This window comes from Paenibacillus sp. GQ49 (assembly GCF_059759055.1).
On sequence record NZ_JCAXEL010000019.1, the window covers coordinates 26,289 to 47,724 of the forward strand.

General features: G+C 45.3%; 18 protein-coding genes. 16 read left to right on the forward strand and 2 right to left on the reverse strand.

The annotated features are described in order from the left end of the window. Positions 1-28 precede the first annotated feature (28 nt). From AC6CIF_RS25065 to AC6CIF_RS25090, 6 genes are all read left to right on the forward strand, one after another. Positions 29-697, forward strand: a complete 669-nt coding sequence (locus AC6CIF_RS25065) for a response regulator transcription factor (protein WP_076327861.1) — start codon at positions 29-31, stop codon at positions 695-697. A 2-nt stretch (positions 698-699) separates the two neighbouring features. After that, positions 700-2,031 carry a sensor histidine kinase gene (locus AC6CIF_RS25070; protein ID WP_498201970.1) on the forward strand — a complete coding sequence of 444 codons (1,332 nt, stop codon included), beginning with the start codon at positions 700-702 and terminating at the stop codon, positions 2,029-2,031. 214 nt (positions 2,032-2,245) lie between these two features. Further along, positions 2,246-4,081, forward strand: a complete 1,836-nt coding sequence (locus AC6CIF_RS25075) for a UbiD family decarboxylase (protein ID WP_498201972.1) — start codon at positions 2,246-2,248, stop codon at positions 4,079-4,081. 281 nt (positions 4,082-4,362) lie between these two features. Further along, on the forward strand, positions 4,363-5,448 hold the full coding sequence (locus tag AC6CIF_RS25080) for an HD-GYP domain-containing protein (protein ID WP_498201973.1): 1,086 nt from the start codon (positions 4,363-4,365) through the stop codon (positions 5,446-5,448). Positions 5,449-5,609: 161 nt separating this feature from the next. Next, complete coding sequence (locus AC6CIF_RS25085; protein ID WP_498201974.1) at positions 5,610-6,065, forward strand: SRPBCC family protein; 456 nt, start codon at positions 5,610-5,612, stop codon at positions 6,063-6,065. Between the two features lie 31 nt (positions 6,066-6,096). After that, positions 6,097-6,258, forward strand: coding sequence for a hypothetical protein (locus AC6CIF_RS25090; protein WP_237175782.1), 162 nt, complete (start codon positions 6,097-6,099; stop codon positions 6,256-6,258). A 1-nt stretch (position 6,259) separates the two neighbouring features. Here the strand turns inward: AC6CIF_RS25090 and AC6CIF_RS25095 are convergent, their stop codons facing one another. Beyond that, on the reverse strand, positions 6,260-7,480 hold the full coding sequence (locus AC6CIF_RS25095; RefSeq protein WP_498201975.1) for an MFS transporter: 1,221 nt from the start codon (positions 7,478-7,480) through the stop codon (positions 6,260-6,262). 286 nt (positions 7,481-7,766) lie between these two features. On the opposite strand from AC6CIF_RS25095, the gene AC6CIF_RS25100 reads away from it, so the two are divergent. Continuing rightward, a complete protein-coding gene (locus AC6CIF_RS25100) occupies positions 7,767-8,348 on the forward strand; it encodes a TetR/AcrR family transcriptional regulator (protein ID WP_036670661.1) in 582 nt (193 codons plus the stop codon). An 80-nt stretch (positions 8,349-8,428) separates the two neighbouring features. Beyond that, the gene (locus tag AC6CIF_RS25105) at positions 8,429-9,397 is read left to right on the forward strand and encodes a D-2-hydroxyacid dehydrogenase family protein (RefSeq protein WP_498201976.1); all 969 of its coding nucleotides are present in this window, start codon (positions 8,429-8,431) and stop codon (positions 9,395-9,397) included. 177 nt (positions 9,398-9,574) lie between these two features. On the opposite strand, the gene AC6CIF_RS25110 is transcribed toward AC6CIF_RS25105, so the two are convergent. Continuing rightward, entirely contained in the window at positions 9,575-10,612 is a 1,038-nt protein-coding gene (locus AC6CIF_RS25110) for a LacI family DNA-binding transcriptional regulator (RefSeq protein WP_498201977.1), read from the reverse strand. Positions 10,613-10,999: 387 nt separating this feature from the next. Here AC6CIF_RS25110 and AC6CIF_RS25115 point away from each other — a divergent pair, with 387 nt between their 5' ends. The 8 genes from AC6CIF_RS25115 to AC6CIF_RS25150 all read left to right on the forward strand — a co-directional run bounded on the left by AC6CIF_RS25115 (position 11,000) and on the right by AC6CIF_RS25150 (position 21,359). Then, a complete protein-coding gene (locus AC6CIF_RS25115) occupies positions 11,000-12,049 on the forward strand; it encodes a 2,3-butanediol dehydrogenase (RefSeq protein WP_498201978.1) in 1,050 nt (349 codons plus the stop codon). A 180-nt stretch (positions 12,050-12,229) separates the two neighbouring features. Beyond that, positions 12,230-13,543: a hypothetical protein gene (locus AC6CIF_RS25120; protein ID WP_498201979.1), complete on the forward strand. Its 1,314-nt coding sequence runs from the start codon at positions 12,230-12,232 to the stop codon at positions 13,541-13,543. A gap of 233 nt (positions 13,544-13,776) precedes the next feature. Next, positions 13,777-14,880: an NADH:flavin oxidoreductase gene (locus AC6CIF_RS25125; protein ID WP_498201980.1), complete on the forward strand. Its 1,104-nt coding sequence runs from the start codon at positions 13,777-13,779 to the stop codon at positions 14,878-14,880. 398 nt (positions 14,881-15,278) lie between these two features. Then, positions 15,279-16,619 carry a beta-N-acetylhexosaminidase gene (nagZ, locus tag AC6CIF_RS25130; protein WP_498201981.1) on the forward strand — a complete coding sequence of 447 codons (1,341 nt, stop codon included), beginning with the start codon at positions 15,279-15,281 and terminating at the stop codon, positions 16,617-16,619. A gap of 41 nt (positions 16,620-16,660) precedes the next feature. Further along, the gene (locus tag AC6CIF_RS25135; RefSeq protein WP_498201982.1) at positions 16,661-17,365 is read left to right on the forward strand and encodes a response regulator transcription factor; all 705 of its coding nucleotides are present in this window, start codon (positions 16,661-16,663) and stop codon (positions 17,363-17,365) included. Beyond that, the gene (locus tag AC6CIF_RS25140) at positions 17,362-18,345 is read left to right on the forward strand and encodes a sensor histidine kinase (RefSeq protein WP_498201983.1); all 984 of its coding nucleotides are present in this window, start codon (positions 17,362-17,364) and stop codon (positions 18,343-18,345) included. Before AC6CIF_RS25135 ends, AC6CIF_RS25140 begins: the two co-directional genes overlap by 4 nt. 310 nt (positions 18,346-18,655) lie before the next feature. Further along, on the forward strand, positions 18,656-19,426 hold the full coding sequence (locus AC6CIF_RS25145) for an ABC transporter ATP-binding protein (RefSeq protein WP_036608600.1): 771 nt from the start codon (positions 18,656-18,658) through the stop codon (positions 19,424-19,426). Then, positions 19,401-21,359: an ABC transporter permease gene (locus tag AC6CIF_RS25150; protein ID WP_498201985.1), complete on the forward strand. Its 1,959-nt coding sequence runs from the start codon at positions 19,401-19,403 to the stop codon at positions 21,357-21,359. The genes AC6CIF_RS25145 and AC6CIF_RS25150 overlap by 26 nt, the downstream gene beginning before the upstream one ends. The last annotated feature ends 77 nt before the right edge of the window (positions 21,360-21,436 follow it).

The window sequence follows — 21,436 nt, forward strand, 5'->3', positions numbered from 1 at the left end:
AACCAATTGCGGAAAGGATAATGGTTACATGAACACAATTCTGGTGGTGGACGATGATTCCCATATCCGCAAATTAATCCGAATTTATCTTGAAAAGAATCAATTCTCCGTGCTGGAAGCACCAGACGGTCAAGAAGCGTTAGATATCCTCTCGCATACGAAAGTTGATCTGGCGATTGTGGATGTGATGATGCCGCGAATAGACGGCATTGAACTGACGGAAGATATTCGGTCTTATCTGGATATTCCGATCCTGATGGTGACTGCCAAGGGAGAATCCAAGGACAAAGTCAGAGGATTTAACGCCGGGTCAGACGATTACCTGGTTAAACCCTTTGATCCTGTGGAGTTAATCTTACGTGTAAAATCGTTACTGAAACGATATAACAAAAGTTCATCAAACATGATTCAGATCAGCGGTGTAACGATTGATTTGGGCAATCTGATGGTCATTGCGGACGGACAAACTATCGAATTGAAAAAGAAGGAATGTGAATTGTTATTTTCTCTGGCGAGTTCGCCAGGGAAAATATTCACACGTACACAGCTTATAGATGACATATGGGGCATCGATTACGAAGGAGATGAGCGTACGGTTGATGTACATATCAAACGGTTAAGGGAACGCCTTGAACCTGTACCTGAGCTAGTGATCTCAACGATAAGAGGACTCGGTTATCGGCTGGAGCGGGCATGAAAATGTTTAGGAAAAGCCTGCGACTTCGTATCGTAGCTACGTTTATCGGGATTGTTCTGGTGAGTTTAATTCTCTCCTTTATGATAAATAACGGGTCCCAGGAAAAGACACCGAATCGTTTTATGGTTACTTTTGCTCAAGATCTCGCTACACTGATTAACCTGATCGATGATCCGGAAAAAGTGAAATCAAGCTTGGATATTTTTGCTCGCTACGGCTTAAATATCACTCCTGTGAATGAACAAAGTGAAGTATTATCTTCCTTGCCAGAGGACAAAGTTCATTCGTTATTTGAGGAAGGTACAACCGATGCAATGTTTATATCCAGTAAAGATGGAATCGCGACCATAGGTGTTCCCGGAACAAACGAGGGGATTGGCACATTTCTGATTCAAAGCGATTTCTCCTCTCTTTTTCATACACTGCGAAACACGCTCTTAACCTCACTGTTAACGGTTCTGGTGATTGGTAGTTTATTAATCCTGTTCATGTCCGGTTACATTGTGAAACCAATTAAGAGATTAACGGTTGCAGCGAAGGAGATGTCCTCAGGAGACCTGTCGGTCCGTCTGAAACATAATAATCAGGATGAGTTTGGCGAACTGATGGAGAGTTTTAATCATATGGCCAGTGAGTTGCAAAAAATCGATTCGGTTCGTGATGACTTTGTCAGCAACGTCTCTCATGAAATGCAGTCTCCGCTCACTTCGATCAGGGGATTTACCAGAGCACTACAAGATGGTGTTATTCCTCTAGAAGAGCAGAAAGAGCATTTGGATATTATCTATGAGGAAACGCTGCGCTTATCGAGGCTCAGTGATAATCTGCTTCGGCTAGCCTCGCTGGATTCGGAGCATCATCCGGTTCATTTCACCACATTCCAGGTAGATGAACAATTAAGAAGGGCGATCTTACTGGCGGAGCCGCAGTGGTCACAGAAGGACATACAGATCGAACTGGACTTGTTGCCCTGCGAGATCACAGTGGACAAAGATTTGTTTGATCAGGTCTGGCAGAATTTAATAAACAATGCGATCAAATACACCGGTCCACAAGGTACCATTCATGTCGAAATTGAGACGCCATCTTCATTTGTGAAGGTATTGATTAGAGATTCTGGACAAGGAATACCTGAGGAAGCTCTCCCGTATATCTTTGATCGATTCTACATGGTGGACAAAGCGCGGAGCAGCTCACTTCGAGGGAATGGATTAGGGTTGTCCATTGTCATTAAAATCTTGAAATTGCATCAATGTACAATTGATGTAGAGAGCGAAGTAGGAAAAGGTACACAGTTTATTGTCACGATCCCCAGATCGACCATTACACCTTAAGGCAAGCCAGAACAGAGAGAGCAATATGGAAACAATCGGTCCCTGTGCGTTCAGGATTCAGATTGCTGCCAGATTGCTTTTTTTGATATCTGTATTCGCGACAAAATTTCACATATAGTTTTGTTTAGCAGTGGATCATTTGATAAAATAGAAGAGACGTTATGTGAATCTATGAACTTAATTAATTTAATCATACAGAGAATGGAGCCATCCAATGAAATATCGCAATATGGAAGATTGTATTAACGATCTGGAGCAGCATGGTCATTTGATTCGGGTCAAAGAAGAGGTTGATCCTCATCTGGAGATGGCAGCGATCCACATGAAAGTGCACGAGGCTAAAGGCCCTGCGTTGTTATTCGAAAATGTAAAAGGCTCAAAGTTCCAGGCTATGTCGAATCTGTTCGGTACGGTGGAACGAAGCAAATTCATGTTCCGCGGTACGCTGGAAGGCGTACAACGGGTCATGGCTGTTCGTGACGATCCCATGAAGGCGCTTAAGACGCCATTTCAGCATGTGCGCACAGGTCTTGCTGCGTGGCAGGCGCTGCCAAAACAGAAATCTATAAGCCTGCCGGTGTCCGCGCAAGAGATTCAAATCTCGGATCTGCCGCTCATCAAACACTGGCCTATGGACGGTGGGGCATTTGTGACGTTGCCGCAGGTGTATTCCGAAGATCCAGATAAGCCAGGTATCATGAATTCAAACTTGGGGATGTACCGGGTTCAACTGGATGGCAATGATTTTGAAATGAACAAGGAAATTGGATTACATTATCAGATTCATCGCGGAATTGGTATACATCAAGCCAAAGCGGTGAAAAAAGGAGAACCACTGAAAGTGAGTATTTTCATTGGGGGTCCACCTGCACATACACTTTCAGCGGTTATGCCTTTGCCTGAAGGACTTAGTGAGATGACATTTGCCGGTTTGCTCGCTGGACGTCGCTTTCGGTACAGTTACAAGGACGGATATTGCATCAGTAATGATGCAGATTTTGTCATCACGGGTGATATCTACCCAGGTGAGACAAAACCCGAAGGGCCGTTCGGTGATCATCTGGGTTACTACAGTCTGACGCATGAATTCCCGCTAATGCGTGTGCATAAAGTCTATGCCAAACCGAATGCCATCTGGCCGTTTACGGTTGTTGGTCGACCACCGCAAGAGGATACGGCTTTTGGTGATTTGATTCATGAGATTACAGGAGACGCGATCAAACAGGAAATTCCGGGTGTCAAAGAAGTGCATGCGGTCGATGCGGCAGGGGTCCATCCATTGTTGTTCGCAATCGGAAGTGAACGTTACACGCCGTATCAGGCTGTGAAGCAGCCGACAGAGTTGCTCACGATTGCTAATCGCATTTTGGGTACGGGTCAGCTCAGTCTGGCGAAGTACCTGTTTATTACTGCTGAGGATCAGCAACCTCTGGATACCCACAAGGAAGTTGAATTCCTGACCTATATCTTGGAGCGTATGGATATGCAGCGGGATATTCATTTCCATACCCATACAACGATTGATACACTGGATTACTCGGGTACAGGACTGAACAGCGGTAGCAAGGTCGTTTTTGCAGCGTATGGCGACAAGGTTCGAGAGTTGTGCACGGAAGTTCCGGAGTCTTTGAAAAACATTCGCGGTTATGAGAATCCGCAGCTCATCATGCCGGGTATCGTTTCGATCCAGACATCGGCCTTTACGAGTTATGCGGATACAGCACAGGAGATGCAAGCATTCACGTCTCTATTGAAAGAACAGGGAGGTCTGGACTCGTGTCCAATGATCATTCTATGTGACGACAGTTCATTCCTGAGTGCTAACCTCAGCAACTTCTTATGGGCCACCTTTACTCGCAGCAACCCTTCACATGACATGTACGGGGTTAATAGCGGATATGACCACAAGCATTGGGGCTGTGATCAGGTGATTATTGATGCGCGTACCAAACCTCATCAGGCACCGCCGCTGATTCCCGATGCTTCGGTGGAGAAGAGCATTGAACGTTTATTTGTTAAAGGGGCAAGTCTGGCTTCGATCAAAATCTAATGTGAGATGTCTTGAAGAAGTTCAAACGGAGCGTTTGAACTTCTTTGGCATACTCTGATACGGGGACGGACACAAAAGTGTGTAAAAGTTTAAAACCGGGACTAATCTGGATATTGGAGTGAGGATAAAGTCTTATACGTTCGTATTTACCTTTTCGATTAAGGTCGTTTGAACTATGTATGAAATGAAGAATTATAACGATATAAAGAGTATAGGTATTTTTGTGGCCCCGTTCCGTTGGGTGCTGTTACTATAATGAATTGTTCAGGGGGAATACCGATTTGAGAATCCATATTATGAACCTGCAAGACGGAGACCGTCTAACTGCGGATACATTCAGCGATGCAGGATTACACGTTCTCGGGAAGGGAACTGTGATCAAAGGTGAGGATATCTCCTTGCTTATGCAGCACCGTGTAGATTATGTAGATATTGAATCACGCGAAGAGGAAATCACTGAAGCAGAATTTTTTGCAGCAGCCGCAAAGCATGCTTCGGGGATAACTACGAAGGAAGAACCGCCTGAAGAAGAGCTGAAGTCCCAATTTATTCAGACTGTACATAATTATCAAAATGCTTTTCTCGAAGCTCTGACCGTTGGCAAGTTCAACGCCACCATGGTGGATGATGCACTGCAACCGATGGTTGAGGGACTGGATGAGCAGAAAGATGTCGTTCATCTCCTGATGATGCTGGAGCGGGATGACGTCAATAACTATACACATTCAATCCAGGTAGGATTGTTGTCATTCTACCTTGCGAATTGGCTTGGATATTCTCAGAAGGAGAGTTATCAGATTAGTCGCGGTGGTTATCTGCATGACATTGGAAAGTGCAAAGTATCCCACCGGATTCGGAACAAAACAGAACCGTTGACGGCGGATGAGCAGCTTGAAATGCGGCGTCACACTATATATGGCCATGAAATTATCAAAAATTCGATGACGGATGAAGCGACAGCACTGGTTGCTTTGCAGCATCACGAGCGGGAAGATGGGTCGGGTTATCCGATGCAACTTGAGAAAAGTGAAATTCATCCATATACACAGATTGTATCTGTAGCGGATATCTATATAGGCATGAGATCCGGGAATCACGGAGGAAGCAATCCAAATCTGATCAACAACCTTAGAGATATCTATGGAATGGGATTTGGTAAATTGAATGAAAAACCGGTTCAGGCATTGATGCAACATTTGCTTCCTAATTTCATCGGGAAACAGGTACTGCTCAGCAATGGAGAAAAAGGTGTGATTGTCATGAACAATACGTCCGATATTTTCAAACCACTCATCAAAGTGGAGTCTGAAGAATATCGCGATCTCTCCAAAGAGCGTACGCTTGCCATTGATGAATTGCTTATTTAATCTAAATATGATCTGTATTCCTTACTTATATTGAGGACGGGCCTCCTGTACGAAGACAGGGGACCCGTTTTTTGTTATATCATCCTAGATGTGTTGTTCGACTAAGGAAGCAAGCGTATACTTTGCAAAGACCTTATTTTTCCTGCTAAGGAGTGATCGCCATGATTGAAGTGACAACCGAGATTACAATACATGCCTCGATTGAACGGTGTTTTGACTATGCCCGGGATATTGATATGCATACTCAGACCGTATGGCAACATACGAGAGAGCGAGCAGTCGCAGGAGTAACCACAGGAAGAATTGGAGCAGGGGATACAGTTACATTTCAGGCTACTCATTTTGGTGTCAGACAGAAGCTGAAGTCCCGGATCGTGCAGTTTGAACGACCTTTCCTCTTTGTGGATCAGATGGAGAAAGGGGCTTTCAAGAGCATGCGACATGAACATCATTTCAGCGTAATTGGGGATCAGATGACTTGCATGAGAGACACACTTCGATTCGAAGCTCCACTTGGATTACTGGGATGGGCAACGGAGCGACTTGTGCTGAAGAGATACATGCAGGCATTTTTGGAGGATCGTAATCGTAAGCTCAAAGATATGCTTGAGCAGTAGCCAGAATTGAGGGATAAAGGAGAGAAGACATTTGATGGATAATGAATATTTTGTAGGTTGGGGCACACTTGCCTTGATTAATGCCGGACTGGCCCAGGGAAAAAACAGAAGTGGTCGGAACTGGTTTCTGATTTCCCTGTTATTTGGTCCGTTGGCAACTCTTTTTATTGTGGTGTGGGATAAACTGGACTAATTCAACGATCGAGATTCCGATGCATATAACGATCGATCATCCAGAACACAAGGGCTGCTGCACTAACGCCAGCACCTAACCAGCAAACGGCTGTCCAGCCCGCCCATGCATACACTTGGGTAGAAACGATGGAGCCGGTTGCACTGCCGATGGAATAAAAGATCATATAAGCTGCCGTCAGGCGGCTCTGCGCTTCGGGGCGAACTTCGTAGATCAGGCTCTGGTTGGTAACATGTATGGCCTGCACGGCGAGATCGAGCAGGATAACGCCCAGGATCAGAAACCAGAGAGAATGATGGATATAACCGATGGGTAGCCAGGACAAGAGCAGAATGACAAGGGAAACACCGGTTGTTTTCTGCCCAAGTCCCCGGTCGGCAAGTTTACCTGCACGGGCAGCAGCCAATGCTCCCGCCGCTCCTGCGAGACCGAATGCACCTATGACTGTATGAGACAGGGACAGTGGAGGGCTACTTAGTGGCAGTACCATAGAAGTCCATAAGATGCTGAAGGCTGTAAAAATCAGCATGGCCAGCACACCTCGTACTCGTAACACACGCAACTCACGGTACAGTTGCAAGACGGAACCGAGTAATTGGATATAGCTTTGTTTCACTTGTGGGGATTGTTGCCTTGGGAGAACAAAAAATAAGGCGACAATTCCGAGTAATGTAAGGCTGGCGGAGAAGAGATATACCGATCTCCACCCGAGCCAATCGTTCAGCGTACCTGCAACCGTTCGTGCAAGTAAAATGCCAATGACGATTCCGCTGGTTACCTGCCCGACAATGCGACCACGTTCGGAAGGGGCTGCCAAGTGTGCAGCAAAGGCAACGAGCGTTTGTGTAATGACTGCTAATAAACCAACGACAGCCATGCCCGTGAATAAAAGTGAGCTGGATTGTGAGGTTCCTACCACAACCAGTGCAAGTACGGATAAGAGCATTTGGATGATGATCAACTTGCGTCGGTTTAAGAGGTCCCCAAGCGGAACGAGAAGGAACAGCCCCAAGGCATAACATATTTGAGTCACTGTGATGACAATCCCTATGGATGATGGAGAGAGGCTGAATTCTTGAGCGATGGAGTCCAGCAAAGGCTGAGCATAATAGATATTGGCGACCGCAAGTCCGCTGCACACGGCAAAAAGAAGAGCAACTAACCGTGACATGGCAGGACGATCCTTATTGGGTAATTGTGCATCTGGAGATGAAGTTTGCATAAATGGATGTCACCTTTCTATTTTGTACTGATTGGTATGTTATGTTTCGGGATAACCATACTTTATTTGCGTGAATTCTGTCAACAGAGAAATGGGTGAGATTTAAACTGAAGGTTATTTACCCAGAGAATATGACGACAAAATAATTATCCGATCGCTTCTATTCCAGATTTTTCGATTCATTTATAGCTAAAAACTCCTTTCCGGTTATTAGGTTTTGACTTTGTAATAAGAGTGAGGTTAAAATATATAAACATACTGATCGATACATAAAGAGGTGAATTGTATGGTTAGACAACGGGAATTTGATACGGATAAAGCACTTGATGCAGCGATGCATACGTTTTGGGACAAAGGGTTCGAAGCGGCATCTTTAAATGACTTGACGACCGCAATGGGCATACAACGTCCCAGTCTGTATGCGGCTTTTGGCGATAAAAAGGAATTATTTGAAACAGCACTTCGCAGGTATACCACTCAGCACGCGGCTCAAGTCAGAGCCAGACTTCAACAGGGCTCCTCCGTGCGGGAAGCCTTTCGTGGATTGTTTGAACATATTGGAGCAGAGGGGAGTGTGACCGAGCCTAGTCATGGCTGTTTTTGCATTAATACGATGGTTGAGCTGGCTCCACATGATCCCAAATTCGCTGTCCTTACACGGGAGCATCAGATGTACCTGGGTGTTCTTTTCAAAGAAACGATAGAACGAGGGCAACAGAGCGGGGAGTTGTCCACTGACATGAACGCGAGTGCGGTCGCACAGTCTCTGGTTGTATCCATGATTGGACTGACTGTTCTGATGAAATCAGGACCGGACCGCTTATTTGTAGAGCAGAGCATCCAGGTTACGTTGTCTTTGTTACATTAATAGGGAATTATTCTGTTTAAAGTGATGCGGAGTTGCTACAATATATTTAAGAAGTGAGCAGATATAGGAGGAGATCAGGAATGAATACAAAGTTGCGCTGTGCCGTTTTGGATGACTATCAGAACGTTGCGCTGACGTCGGCGGACTGGGGTCCGTTGATGGATCAGGTGGAGATTCAGACATTCAACAACTATATGGGCTCGGAAGAAAAAGTCATACAAGAATTGCAGGATTTTGATATTGTGGTGCTGATGCGGGAGCGTACACCGTTTCCAGAAAAGGTCATTTCGCAGCTCCCTAAGCTAAAACTTCTGATTACAAGTGGTATGCGCAACGCGTCGATAGATCTCAAGGCTGCAGAGAAGAACAGGATCATTGTGTGTGGAACCGAGGGAAGCTCTAATCCGCCGACGGAGCTTACATGGGCACTGATTCTGGGGCTCTCCAGACAACTGGTTACGGAAAATAATGCACTTCGCTCCAATCGAAACTGGCAGAGCACAGTAGGGTTGGATTTGCATGGGAGAACACTTGGATTGATCGGTTTGGGCAAGATAGGTACTCGCATGGCTGAGATCGCACAAGCATTTGGTATGAACGTGATGGCCTGGAGCGAGAATCTAACACAAGAGAAAGCCGAAAAACATGGTGTCATCTGGTCCGAGACCAAGGAGCAATTGCTTGCACAGAGCGACATCGTATCCATTCATCTGGTATTAAGTGATCGTACGCGGAATCTGATCGGACAAGCCGAATTTCAACTAATGAAGTCGAGTGCGCTATTCATCAATACGTCACGAGCGGGCATTGTCGATCAGGAAGCTATGGTGGAGGCATTGCAGCGTGGTGTGATTGCTGGTGCAGGTCTGGATGTATATGAGCAGGAACCGCTGCCAGTTAACCATGTGATGCGAACATTGCCCAACGTTCTGGCCACACCGCATCTGGGTTATGTGACTCGTGGCAATTATGAAATCTATTATAATCATACCGTAGAGAATATAGCGATGTTCCTGAAGGGAACACCAATCAGGCAACTGCTTTCTTAGAATGAACGTATGCGGAGTATGACTCTGCTATAGTTATATCGAATCAACGATAAATAAGGTGATGCCAGGAAAAAGTTAGACCTGAGCAACACCTTTTTAGTATATCTGTGTAGAAAACAAATGAAGGGACGGATGTAAAATACATCCTATCCTGGTGACCCATCCCTCTCACCAAGCTTAACTGTGCGGTCCTCGCTGGGAGGAATGAATCATGGTGACGCTTGATTCACGAACGATTAAGCGCGGTTCAAATTGGATGTGTTCGTAATCGGTCGTATTCATCTCCCGAATTCGTTTTAACAACAGCTCAGTAGCAAGTCTGGCGACTTCTTCGCCCATAATGGACACGGAACTAATCTGAGGAGACGTGACGGTCGTCCATTGATTGTTATCCACACCCACAACAGCCACATCTTCAGGTACACGAACCCCTAACTCCTTGAACCGATTAACCAATCCGATGGCAACCATATCATTAATGGCATAGACCGCATCTGGCATATGCGTAAGTCCATAGAAATAATCTGCAGCATTGGCGCCTGTATTTAATGAAAAGTCCTCACCAAAGTAGACGAGAGAAATGTCCACATGGCCTACAGCTTGCTCATACGCACGAAAGCGTTCTTCAATAATGTCCTTCGGTGCTCCCGCATAAGCGATTCGAGTCCGGCCGATCTTGAACAGATGTTCCATCACCAGTTTGCCTTCAGGTTGAGAGAGAGAGACGATATCTGCCTTTATGCCCGGTTCCAGTTTTTTGCCGTAATTAATCATGGAGATAGGGAGCGGCGCTTTATCAATCAGTCCGGGTAACGTTTTGGGGTACGCCAGAGGCATGAAGATCAGTCCGTCCACATGCAATTTTTTGACATTACGAATGGTTTCAAGCTCCGTTCTGGCATTGCCTGCCGTATTGATCTGCACGACATGGTACCCATGCTGCTTCGCCGTTTGCTCTACAGACCAGGAGATTTCCGGAATGATGGCGTTACGTATGTCGGGTACAACAAGAGCGATCTGGTGCGTTTGCCGGATTTTCAGACTCTGTGCCGAGGTGTTGGGTACAAACCCCAGTTCTTCAATGGCCTGCATCACTTTATCCCGTGTTTTACTGCTGATGCCTTCTGAATTGTTGATGGCCCGGGATACGGTAGCGATGCCCACGCCGGCACGCTCTGCAACGTCCTTGATCGTAAGTTTCTGTTCTTTCTTCAATGTACAGTTACCTCACTTTATCGGAAACGATTCCGAATTATTAGGAATATGTAAGAACTTCACGATAGGTATATAACTTGATTATAACATTTGAACAATGAAGTATCCCATGAAAGGACCAGATTTATAGCGAGGCCTGATTAAATTTCAATAGGACTACAATAATATTTTCCATAATATATGTTAATGACAAGGATTACATCGTTTGTAATACTGCTAAAATCACTTGAATTATAGTATAAGCATTCTTAAAGTGAACTCGATATGATCACGAAATAGACATATTAGTAGAGAAATATGTTTGACAGTGTATCTAAAATGTGACATATTTAATTTACGGAAACGTTTCCGATTATATCAAAACTTATGATCTGGGAGATGAAATGAATGAAAGCATTACGTTGGCATGGAGTCAAAGATTTACGTCTCGAAAATATTAATGAACCTCACCCTGAAGAAGGGAAGGTCAAAATAAAAGTGGAATGGTGCGGTATCTGCGGCAGTGATTTGCACGAGTACACAGCAGGTCCAATCTTCATTCCGGCTCAAGCACCGCATCCGCTAACAGGGGAACAAGCGCCTATAGTTATGGGGCATGAATTCTCAGGACAGGTGGTTGAAGTAGGGGAAGGTGTTACACGTTTCAGGGCGGGCGATCGTGTTGTGGTAGAACCCATCTATGCATGTGGACACTGCGAAGCTTGTAAACAGGGCAGATACAATCTGTGCGATCAGATGGGTTTCCTCGGACTCGCTGGAGGCGGAGGAGGATTCTCCGAGTATGTAACTGCTGCAGAAAACATGGTACATGCCATTCCGGATTCAATCTCGTATGAGCAAGGTGCGTTGGTTGAACCTTCAGCTGTAGCACTTCACGCTGTGCGCCAAAGCAAACTGAAAGTGGGAGATACGGCAGCCGTGTTTGGCGCAGGCCCAATCGGACTACTGGTCATTGAAGCGCTTAAAGCTTCGGGAGCGTCAGATATTTATGTGGTGGAGTTATCGGATGAACGGAAAGCAAAAGCCGAAGAGCTCGGTGCCATTGTGATTGATCCAATGCAGTTTAATGTCGTGGAAGAGATCCATCAACGTACACAAGGTGGCGTTAACGTAGCCTATGAAGTAACCGGTGTTCCACGTGTTCTGCAACAAGCCATCGATTCGACACGTATTGGTGGAGAGTTGATGATCGTCAGTATTTTTGAACAGGAAGCACCGATTCACCCCAACTCAATTGTCATGAAAGAACGTACAGTTAATGGCATTATTGGTTATCGCGATGTGTTCCCGGCGGTGATCAGTCTGATGGATAAAGGTTTCTTCCCGGCTGACAAGCTGGTGACCAAACGAATTTCGTTGGATGAAGTGGTAGAGCATGGATTTGAAGCACTGTTGAAAGAGAAAAATCAGGTTAAGATTTTGGTAAAAGCTGAATAGAAATCACAGATAGTAAGAAAAAGTAGACAGCACATCAACAGATGTGATTGTCTACTTTTTTTGTATAAATAGGGCGGAATTTGTTGCATGTGCGGGTAGTTTTACATAGTATAAAAAGATACAAATTGTATCATCTTGGTGTGAAGGTAATCATGAAAAAAAATGAAGGAGGAAGCGGACATGCAGAGACATACAAAATGGACAGCCGTAATTTTGACCATTGTCGCAGGAATGAGCTGGATGCTTATGGGGAACTCCAAGCCGAAAAACACCACCTCAACGAGTCAACCCCCTGCGACGGAACGTGGGCTTGCCAAGGTGTCGAATGCACCGATCAGTTCAGCGGATGTAACATCGAAGATCGAACTGCTAGGCAGACCTTTTACCAAAACACCATATGCTAATAACGTTTGGGACATGCAACTGTACAACGGCAAAATATATTTGGGCCACGGAAATAGCAGCAATCTGGGCGTAGCTCCTAATTCAGGCCCTATTCCAGTTATTTATTATGATACAGCGAATGCAAAATTCAAGACCCAGTCGGTGACTAACAGCAACCTGGGCATCTTGCCATCAACGAAGATGTATGTGGATGAGGAACAGATTGATATCTACAGAGTACTAAACGACAAGTTATATATTCCTGGCAATGATTCTGATAGTGAAAAGTGGGAACTGGGTAACTTCTATCGTCTGGATGGAGAGGTGTGGACCAAATATCGCAATCTGCCGCTGGGTGTACACGTATACGATCTGGCATCGTATCAGGGTAAGATGTTTGCCGCGCTGGGTACGGAGTCCAAACCAACCATACTAATCTCTCATAATGAAGGTGAAACCTGGCAGAAATATGCGACCATTAATACGTTTGGTTTCCGGGCTTATACCATGTTCCATCTTAATGGCAAGTTATATGCATCTGGCATGATGTATCCTGCCAATAAAATATGGAATGACAAAACCAATATCCTGGAGATTAACGAAAAGCTTGAGAAACGCGATGTTGTCATCTATGGTAGCAAAATGCTGCCAGGACTAACCTATCAAACGGGCACGATTCCTTATAATAAAATTGGCAAAAATGTTAACTTTAATAACAAGTTGCTCTATATAGCGGGAGGCGTGTTTAATGATGGGCAGCTGCTGCCCAAATCTTTGAATGTCATGACCGACATCAATCAGGCAAGGCGAGTTAATCTCCCAGATGCCAAGGCGCTCCCAACCGATGTGCTGTTGCGTGATGGCAAGGTGTATGTGCTTACGTACACTCGCCAAAGTGCCAAACTGTATATCAATCGGGTCTACCAATCCACGGATCTGACCACATGGAATGAGATTTTACGTTTTAACCAGGACACCTATGCCAAGTCTTTCGAAGAGAACGAGGGTGATTTCTACTTTGGTCTGGGTACCGATCCGGATGTGTTATCGACTTCATCAGGGAAATTGCTTCGAGTGAATCGAAGTGATATCCCCGTGAATGCTAATTAAACTGGAAGGAAGATTATGGATTATATACTATGCTACATCCACATTATTGGTGACCGGTAAGTTTGAACGCCCAACTTCGAAAATTTGAAAATAAAATTAAGAAACTATAAAATGGATAGAGAAATAATCCTTAACCAGTCAACTGGATTACACGTGTTACAATATACAAAAGCATGTCGCATTTCATGTGGATGCGGAGTTCCACACTTCCAATCGTAAAGGAGCAATGTACTATGAACGTACCTTCAGCATTATTCAAACCATTCGTCTCGGACAAGCTAACATTGTCTAATCGAATCGTTATGGCACCCATGACTCGCGGATTCTCACCAGAGGGCGTACCTGGACCGGAAGTTGCTGAATACTATCGTCGCAGAGCAGCAGGTGGAGTGGGGCTCATCATAACAGAAGGTACAGGCATTAATCATCCATCTTCGGTTAGTGGAGTGAGTATTCCATTATTCCATGGTGAAGATTCTTTGCAAGGATGGGCTAATGTAGTGAAAGCAGTACATGAAGCGGGTGGCAAAATCATGCCACAATTGTGGCATGTGGGTACAGCACGTCGTTCCGGCGACTTGCCTAATGCAGAAGCTGAGCCTGTAAGTCCGTCAGGGGTTAGCATGGCAGGTGAACCATCACGTGAACCTTTAACGGAAGAGGAGATTCAAGGGCTTGTACAGGCATATGCCCAAGCGGCAGCGGATGCACAGCGAATCGGGTTTGACGGAATTGAACTGCACGGAGCCCATGGTTACCTGATTGACCAATTCTTCTGGGAGCAGACGAATCGACGAACCGACAATTATGGTGGTGATTTAGCTCGGCGAACCGAATTTGCGGTTGAAGTGATTAAAGCTTGTCGTGCGGCGGTTGGTCCTGATTTCCCAATTGTGCTTCGGTTCTCCCAATGGAAGATGGGGAATTATGAGGCACGTCTGGTGGAGACGCCAGAACAATTGGAGCAATTCCTGGCCCCACTCAGTGCTGCTGGCGTGGATATATTCCATTGCTCTACACGGCGGTTCTGGTTGCCTGAATTCGAAGGATCTGAGCTGAATCTCGCGGGTTGGACGCAAAAAATAACCGGTAAACCAGCTATTTCAGTTGGATCGGTAGGTCTTGAAGCTGAATTTGTAGACAGAGCAACCGAGAACCATGGAACAGGGGATGCCCATTTGGATCTATTAAATGAGAAGTTGGAGAACAATGAATTTGACTTGATCGCCTTGGGTCGTGTTCTGCTTAGTGATCCCGAATGGCCTGCCAAAGTTCGTGAAGGTCGCATATCCGAAATCATTCCATTTACAACGGAAGTGTTGCAAACACTCCATTAATAGAAGCCTAAGAACGTTTGGTGAAAGGTGAACTAACGCTGAACGGCAACGATTCACAACGAAAAGTAAAACAAAAACGAACAAATAGGCCGCCTTTGGGCGGCTTTTTGATCTTCCTATAATAATAATTTCAACTTATGAAAAATTCACAATAGAAAATCGTTTTCTGCACCGTTACTCCTTTTTATTCTCCACATACATCGCACACGCGCCTAGTCACAACACCATTAAGTTCCACATCTAAGGTTCCAGTGCAACCACTTTTTTTACCGCTTAAGTGTCTGAACAACGATTCAATCCTCAGAAGCGCTCATTTTGAAAATCATTCACCTTGTGATAAGGTTAGGCCTGAACCTTTAGATTACCAAGATGACATTACATAAGGAGGATGAATATCCTTGTACAACTATAGGTACACCTCGAACAATAAATGGAGAAAACCACTGCATATGATGTGTCTTCTGCTGGGGATCGTTCTGCTTTTATCTGCATGTGGCCAAGCGCAGAAACCTTCCTCCGCAACGGACTCGAATACCGGATCGAACGCTGGCTCCAACTCAGGGCAATCTACTTCATCGCCGGAGCAGAATACCGCTCCACCGCAGGAAGAAGTACCAGAGGAACCGCAAGAAGAAGTCGATCCGGTGCAGGAGCAGCTCAGTTCATTAACGTTAGAAGAGAAGATTGGACAGATGATACTGGCCGGTGTTCAGGGGACAACGTTGGATGATCAAGCCAAACAGATGATTACTAATCAAAAGGTAGGGGGCATTATTTTCTATGCCAACAATGTATCGACACTTGAGGGAACAGCCAAGTTTGTGCAATCCATCAAGGAAGCGAATCAGTCCAACCCGATACCGATCTTCATGAGTGTGGATCAGGAGGGCGGCAAAGTGAGTCGTATGCCAGAGACGGTGGAATCCATTCCTTCCAGTAGAAAAGTAGGCGAGACGAAAGACAGCGCGCTTGCTGAAACGATGGGCGAATTGTTGGCGAGACAGGTTCAGCTTGCAGGTTTTAATGTGGACTTTGCTCCTGTGCTGGATGTGAACAGTAACCCGAAGAACCCAGTGATTGGAGATCGTTCATTCGGCAACTCGGCAGAACTGGTGTCAAGTATGGGGATTGCAGAGATGAAGGGACTACGTAGTGAAGGCATTGTTCCGGTAGTGAAACATTTTCCGGGTCATGGTGATACGTCCGTGGACTCTCATCTTGATCTTCCTGTCGTGAATAAAACGGAAAAACAACTGGCCGAGCTTGAATGGATTCCATTCCAGGCCGCAGTGAAAGAGCAAGTGGAGGCGGTCATGGTTGCACACATTTTGTTCCCGAAGCTGGATCCGGATCATCCGGCATCCTTATCCGATGTCATAATTGGTGAACATTTGCGCGGGAAGTTCAAGTATGATGGTGTGGTCATCACAGATGATCTGAGTATGGGTGCAATCGCGAAGAACTTCAAGTTGGACCAGGCAGCCCTGGCAACGGTTAAAGCAGGAAGTGACATTCTGTTGGTCGCTCACAGTTATGAGAGTGCCAAGACGATTTTTGATACGCTAATGAGTGCAGTGAAGTCAGGCAAGATCACCGAGTCCCGAATTGATGAAAGTGTATATCGTATCCTGGCATTGAAGCAACAATACAAGTTATCCGATGATCAGAAAGCTTCAGGAGACCTGAAGCAATTGAATGCAGATATTGTGGATTGGCGTAAGCAAGTCGATGCTAGATAATAAATCCTGTGTTATGATTTTGCCAGAGGTGAGATCCAATAATGTATACCATTATGATAATAGAGGACGATCCCAAGATTGCGGGGTTATTGAAATCTCATATTGAACGCTACGGGGACCGTGCCGTTCTGGTCGAGGATTTTGAGATGATTGTACAACAGTTTGAGCAGGTACAGCCACATGTGGTACTTCTGGATATCAACTTGCCCAGTTACGATGGTTTCTATTGGTGCCGCCAGATTCGTACACTGTCCACATGCCCCATTTTGTTTATCTCCGCGCGGAGTGGGAAGATGGATCAGGTCATGGCACTGGAGAACGGGGCGGATGATTATATCACGAAGCCATTTGAGCATGAGATTGTTATAGCAAAAATTCGAAGTCAGCTACGCCGGGTATATGGGGACTATGCTACACGTGATGAAGAGCGCAAGGTGGAACTGGACGGCTTGGTCGTGTACTTGGAAAGACTGGAGATTCAGCTTGGTGATCGCAAAGTGCAGCTGACGAAGAAGGAAACGATTCTGCTGGAAACGTTACTGCGCCGCAGTCCCAAGCTGGTGAGCAGAGAGACTATCTTGGAGAAGCTGTGGGATGACTCTTTTGTGGATGACAATACTCTCAGCGTTAACGTTACTCGGGTGCGTAAACGATTAGCTGAGCTTGGTATTACGGATGCACTGGAAACGGTCAGAGGTTCTGGTTACCGATTGAACAATACCTGGATGGCCTCTTCACCATCATGAGATTGTTTATACGAGAACATCTCGCTTTAACGTGCTGGGTTGTTGCCATCTTGTTCACCGTTGTTGCTGTATTCTGGTATGACGGCTATAACGATTGGATCACGGCTGGTTATGCCGTAGCGTTGGGATTATTTTTATACATCGGATATTTGGTGTATCGTTATTATTCACATCGCTCCTTTTATACCCGGATGTCACGATCGATGGATTCGCTGAAGGAATTTGTACCATTGAACGAAACAAGTCCTTTATCACTGGCGCTGGAAAAGCTGCTGGATTCACAATACGGACAGTACCATGCTCATCTCCATCGGCTGGAACAACGGCAGCAAGAATATCTGACATTCATGAACCAGTGGGTCCATCAGATGAAGACACCGTTATCCGTCATTGAGTTGACCGTGGAAGGCCAGGAAGATGACGATCCTCGGTTCATAAGCATTCGGGAGGAAGCGGACCAGATGAGGCGAGGTTTGGAGACTGTGCTGTATGTAGCGCGGTTGGATACCTTCGAGCAGGATTTCAGTGTGGAACCTGTGATACTGAAGACCGCTGGGGAAGAAGCGATCCATGAACTCAAGCGATTCTTTATTCGCAATCACGTCTATCCAGAGATGCATATAGATCCTTCGCTGGTTGTACAATCTGATGCCAAGTGGATTCGTTTTGTCTTGGTACAGTTACTGTCCAATGCAATCAAATACTCTGCGGGCAGCGGACAAAAGATTCATCTGCGTGCGTATGAAGCAGAACGCTCTATCATGCTGGAAGTCGAGGATCAAGGCAGCGGTATTCCGAAGTCTGATCTAAACCGGGTATTCCAGCCTTTCTTCACCGGGGAGAACGGGCGGCATTTCAAAGAGTCCACTGGCATGGGGCTGTATATTGCCAAAGAAGTGTTAACACGGATGAATCATCGGATCGATCTTGAATCCGTGTACGGTGAAGGAACGACCGTCCGAATTACATTCAACTCCTGAGAGGCAGGTTGAAGATAAGATTGGACGTGAGGTCTGTATTTTTGTTGAAGAAGTTTGAGTGGAGTATATATTACAGTGTAAGTATAAGTGTAGACGTCTATTGCCTGATCGGGGCGAAGGCGTCTTTTTGATTTTCATGATGCAACCTTACAACATTGTCATGTTGATGAAAGGTTAAACCATAGGAGAATGGCCAAAACTTCGATAGACTATAGTCATAAGAGTACAGGAAAGGCCACGTACAATACACATGCACACAGCATGAAAGTAACTTAATTTTGAATTCATACATCACTAAGGAGTTGTAACCATGGAGATTTGTTCTGTGAAACAGATCAGTAAAATCTACAAAGGCATCGTATCTTATGAAGCGTTATCAGGTATTGACCTCAGTATTCAGGAAGGTGAGTTTGTTGGCATCATGGGACCATCGGGTAGTGGCAAAACAACGCTGCTGAACATGATCTCAACCATTGATCACCCAACATCAGGCGAACTGCGGATTGCAGGGAAGAATCCGTTTGAATTGAATCAGGACGAACTCGCGCTGTTCCGGCGAAAAGAGCTTGGATTTGTTTTTCAATCGTTCAATCTGTTAAATACACTGACAGTGAAGGAAAACATTGTGCTGCCACTGACTCTTGACGGTGTTTCGCTAGCAGAGATGAACACTCGTGTTGAACAGCTGGCAAGCAAGCTGGGGATCGAGGGTATTCTGAACAAACGGACATATGAGATATCAGGAGGACAGGCACAGCGTACGGCCATTGCCAGAGCGCTTATCCATTCCCCGAAGCTGATTCTGGCCGATGAGCCAACAGGCAACCTGGATTCGAAGGCGGCAAGAGATGTGATGGAGATTCTCGAAACGCGCAATCAGGAGGATCAGGCTACGATGCTGCTGGTCACTCATGATGCAGTAGCCGCAAGTTATTGCAGTCGGGTTGTCTTTATCAAGGATGGCAAACTGTATAATGAAATTCACTACGGCGATAATCGTGCAGCTTTTTACCAGAAGATTATTAATGTATTATCCCTAATGGGAGGGTCAGGACATGAATTTTCGCCAGTTCGCCATTAATAACGTTGTTCGCAACAAACGAATTTATCTGGCTCATTTTCTGAGCAGTACATTTTCCGTCATGATCTTTTTTACTTACGCATTGCTCCTGTTCCATCCCGATTTGAAAGCGGGGTTAAAGGGGTCGAGTGGAACGGTAACGTTGCTTGCGAATCAAGGATTTATGATTGCAGAGATCATTATATTCATCTTTTCATTCCTGTTCCTGCTCTATTCCGTTGGTTCATTCCTGAAGACACGCAAGAAGGAATTTGGTATTTTCCTGATCATTGGCATGACACGTAAACAGATGAACAGGCTCCTGTTTATGGAGAACATGTGTATCGGATTAGCTTCGATCATTACCGGGATTGGACTCGGAATTATTTTCGGCAAATTGATCCTGCTGATCTGTGGCTCTATGCTGGCTGTTGAGAACAGCCTTCGATTCTATTTTCCACTCAAAGGCATTGCCCTGACGGCTGGTGCATTTCTGCTGCTGTTTGTTGTGATCGCGATGTCCTCATCCTTGCTCATTCGCAAAGGAACTCTCATTGACCTTGTGAAATCAGAGGAAAAACCGAAACCGGAACCCAAAGCATCACGTCTGCTCGCCTTGTTATCCGTATTGTTGATTGGCGGGGGTTATGCAGGAGTATTCACTTTTGTATGGATACGCTTCTCGTTTCCGTTATTACTCGCAAGTGTCGTGGTTGTTATTGCAGGTACGTACTTTTTGTTCACACAGCTCAGTGTATATATCATTCGGGCACTGAAAAGAAATCCAAGGTTGTTTTTCCGTAAAACCAATTTGCTCTTCCTATCTGAACTTACCTATCGAATGAAGGATAACGCCATCATGTTTTTCATGGTAAGTATCATTTCAGCTTCTTCATTTACGGGAATTGGCACCATGCTTGCTATTGCTGACCCGGGGTTGTCGTCCATGTCGAATCCGTACGCATTCAGTTATATGAATATATGGGATACTCCCAACTCCGAGCGACATATTCGGCAGATTGAAGAAACGTTGATTGATCATCAAGTTCCCTATGTGAAGGGCAGTTATGCTCATATACCTGAAAATAATAATGGAAGGATTATCAAACTGAGTGATTATAACCGTCTGGCGAAGGCACTTGGGTACGAAGAACGTACGTTGAAACAGGTCGATGAGTCATTTATGACACCTAGCAATTTGGCGGTTCGTAAGAAGTACCGTGATCAGGCTGAACAAGGATTCTCAGGGACGGAGGTCGATCTGGAGATTGATAATCGGTCGGAACAGATTCGGCTAGTGACACCTGGTACCGATATTGTGATTCCTTTTCAAAATGAAATTAATCTCTACGTTGTAACCAACGAATTGTTTGAGAAGTTGAGACCGGCGTATAACGAGGAAGTTGGCATGCCTGAAGGTTTCTATTCGAGTCGAACGATACAATTTATCGTGAAAGATTGGATGGGTACACGCAGCTTTGCTCCTGAATTGATCAAATCCATTCAAGATGATCATTCCGACAGAGGTTATTACGAGGTCAGCGCGCTTGTGGTGGATTGGCTTAATTCCAAGCAGACCAATGGCATCATTCTAATTTTGAGCGGCCTTATCGGCATTGTTTTCTTCACCTTTGCAGCAAGTTTCACGTATTTCAGACTTTACGCAGATCTAGAACGGGATGAAGCGCAGTATCGCATGATTGGCAAAATAGGACTGAGTCGTCCCGAACTCCGTAAGATCGTAACAAGGCAGCTATTACTTATGTTTTTCCTGCCGATTCTGGTGGCGGTCATCCACAGTTCGGTTGCCTTTGTAGCGTTGCAACAACTGGTTGATTTCTCGGTCTTCGGATACAGCCTGCGTATTTTCTTGGTGTTTGCTTCCATGCAGATTTTGTATTTTGCACTCGTGCGCTGGCGGTATCTGCGTCACATGTATTCCAAATTAGTTTAGAACCTTTCTTAATGCCTTGGCCTGAGAGCCAAGGCTCTATTTCTATTTATTTAGATTATCTTTAGAAATGATTTAGG

Excerpts from the sequence above, each read along its gene's own strand:
- AC6CIF_RS25125 (WP_498201980.1), top strand. The coding sequence starts at position 13,777 with ATGAACGTACCTTCAGCATTATTCAAACCATTCGTCTCGGACAAGCTA.
- AC6CIF_RS25140 (WP_498201983.1), top strand. The coding sequence starts at position 17,362 with ATGAGATTGTTTATACGAGAACATCTCGCTTTAACGTGCTGGGTTGTT.
- AC6CIF_RS25075 (WP_498201972.1), top strand. The coding sequence starts at position 2,246 with ATGAAATATCGCAATATGGAAGATTGTATTAACGATCTGGAGCAGCAT.
- AC6CIF_RS25135 (WP_498201982.1), top strand. The coding sequence starts at position 16,661 with ATGTATACCATTATGATAATAGAGGACGATCCCAAGATTGCGGGGTTA.
- AC6CIF_RS25115 (WP_498201978.1), top strand. The coding sequence starts at position 11,000 with ATGAAAGCATTACGTTGGCATGGAGTCAAAGATTTACGTCTCGAAAAT.
- AC6CIF_RS25095 (WP_498201975.1), bottom strand. The coding sequence starts at position 7,480 with ATGCAAACTTCATCTCCAGATGCACAATTACCCAATAAGGATCGTCCT.
- AC6CIF_RS25145 (WP_036608600.1), top strand. The coding sequence starts at position 18,656 with ATGGAGATTTGTTCTGTGAAACAGATCAGTAAAATCTACAAAGGCATC.
- AC6CIF_RS25070 (WP_498201970.1), top strand. The coding sequence starts at position 700 with ATGTTTAGGAAAAGCCTGCGACTTCGTATCGTAGCTACGTTTATCGGG.
- AC6CIF_RS25150 (WP_498201985.1), top strand. The coding sequence starts at position 19,401 with ATGAATTTTCGCCAGTTCGCCATTAATAACGTTGTTCGCAACAAACGA.
- AC6CIF_RS25120 (WP_498201979.1), top strand. The coding sequence starts at position 12,230 with ATGCAGAGACATACAAAATGGACAGCCGTAATTTTGACCATTGTCGCA.
- AC6CIF_RS25065 (WP_076327861.1), top strand. The coding sequence starts at position 29 with ATGAACACAATTCTGGTGGTGGACGATGATTCCCATATCCGCAAATTA.
- AC6CIF_RS25100 (WP_036670661.1), top strand. The coding sequence starts at position 7,767 with ATGGTTAGACAACGGGAATTTGATACGGATAAAGCACTTGATGCAGCG.
- AC6CIF_RS25105 (WP_498201976.1), top strand. The coding sequence starts at position 8,429 with ATGAATACAAAGTTGCGCTGTGCCGTTTTGGATGACTATCAGAACGTT.
- AC6CIF_RS25085 (WP_498201974.1), top strand. The coding sequence starts at position 5,610 with ATGATTGAAGTGACAACCGAGATTACAATACATGCCTCGATTGAACGG.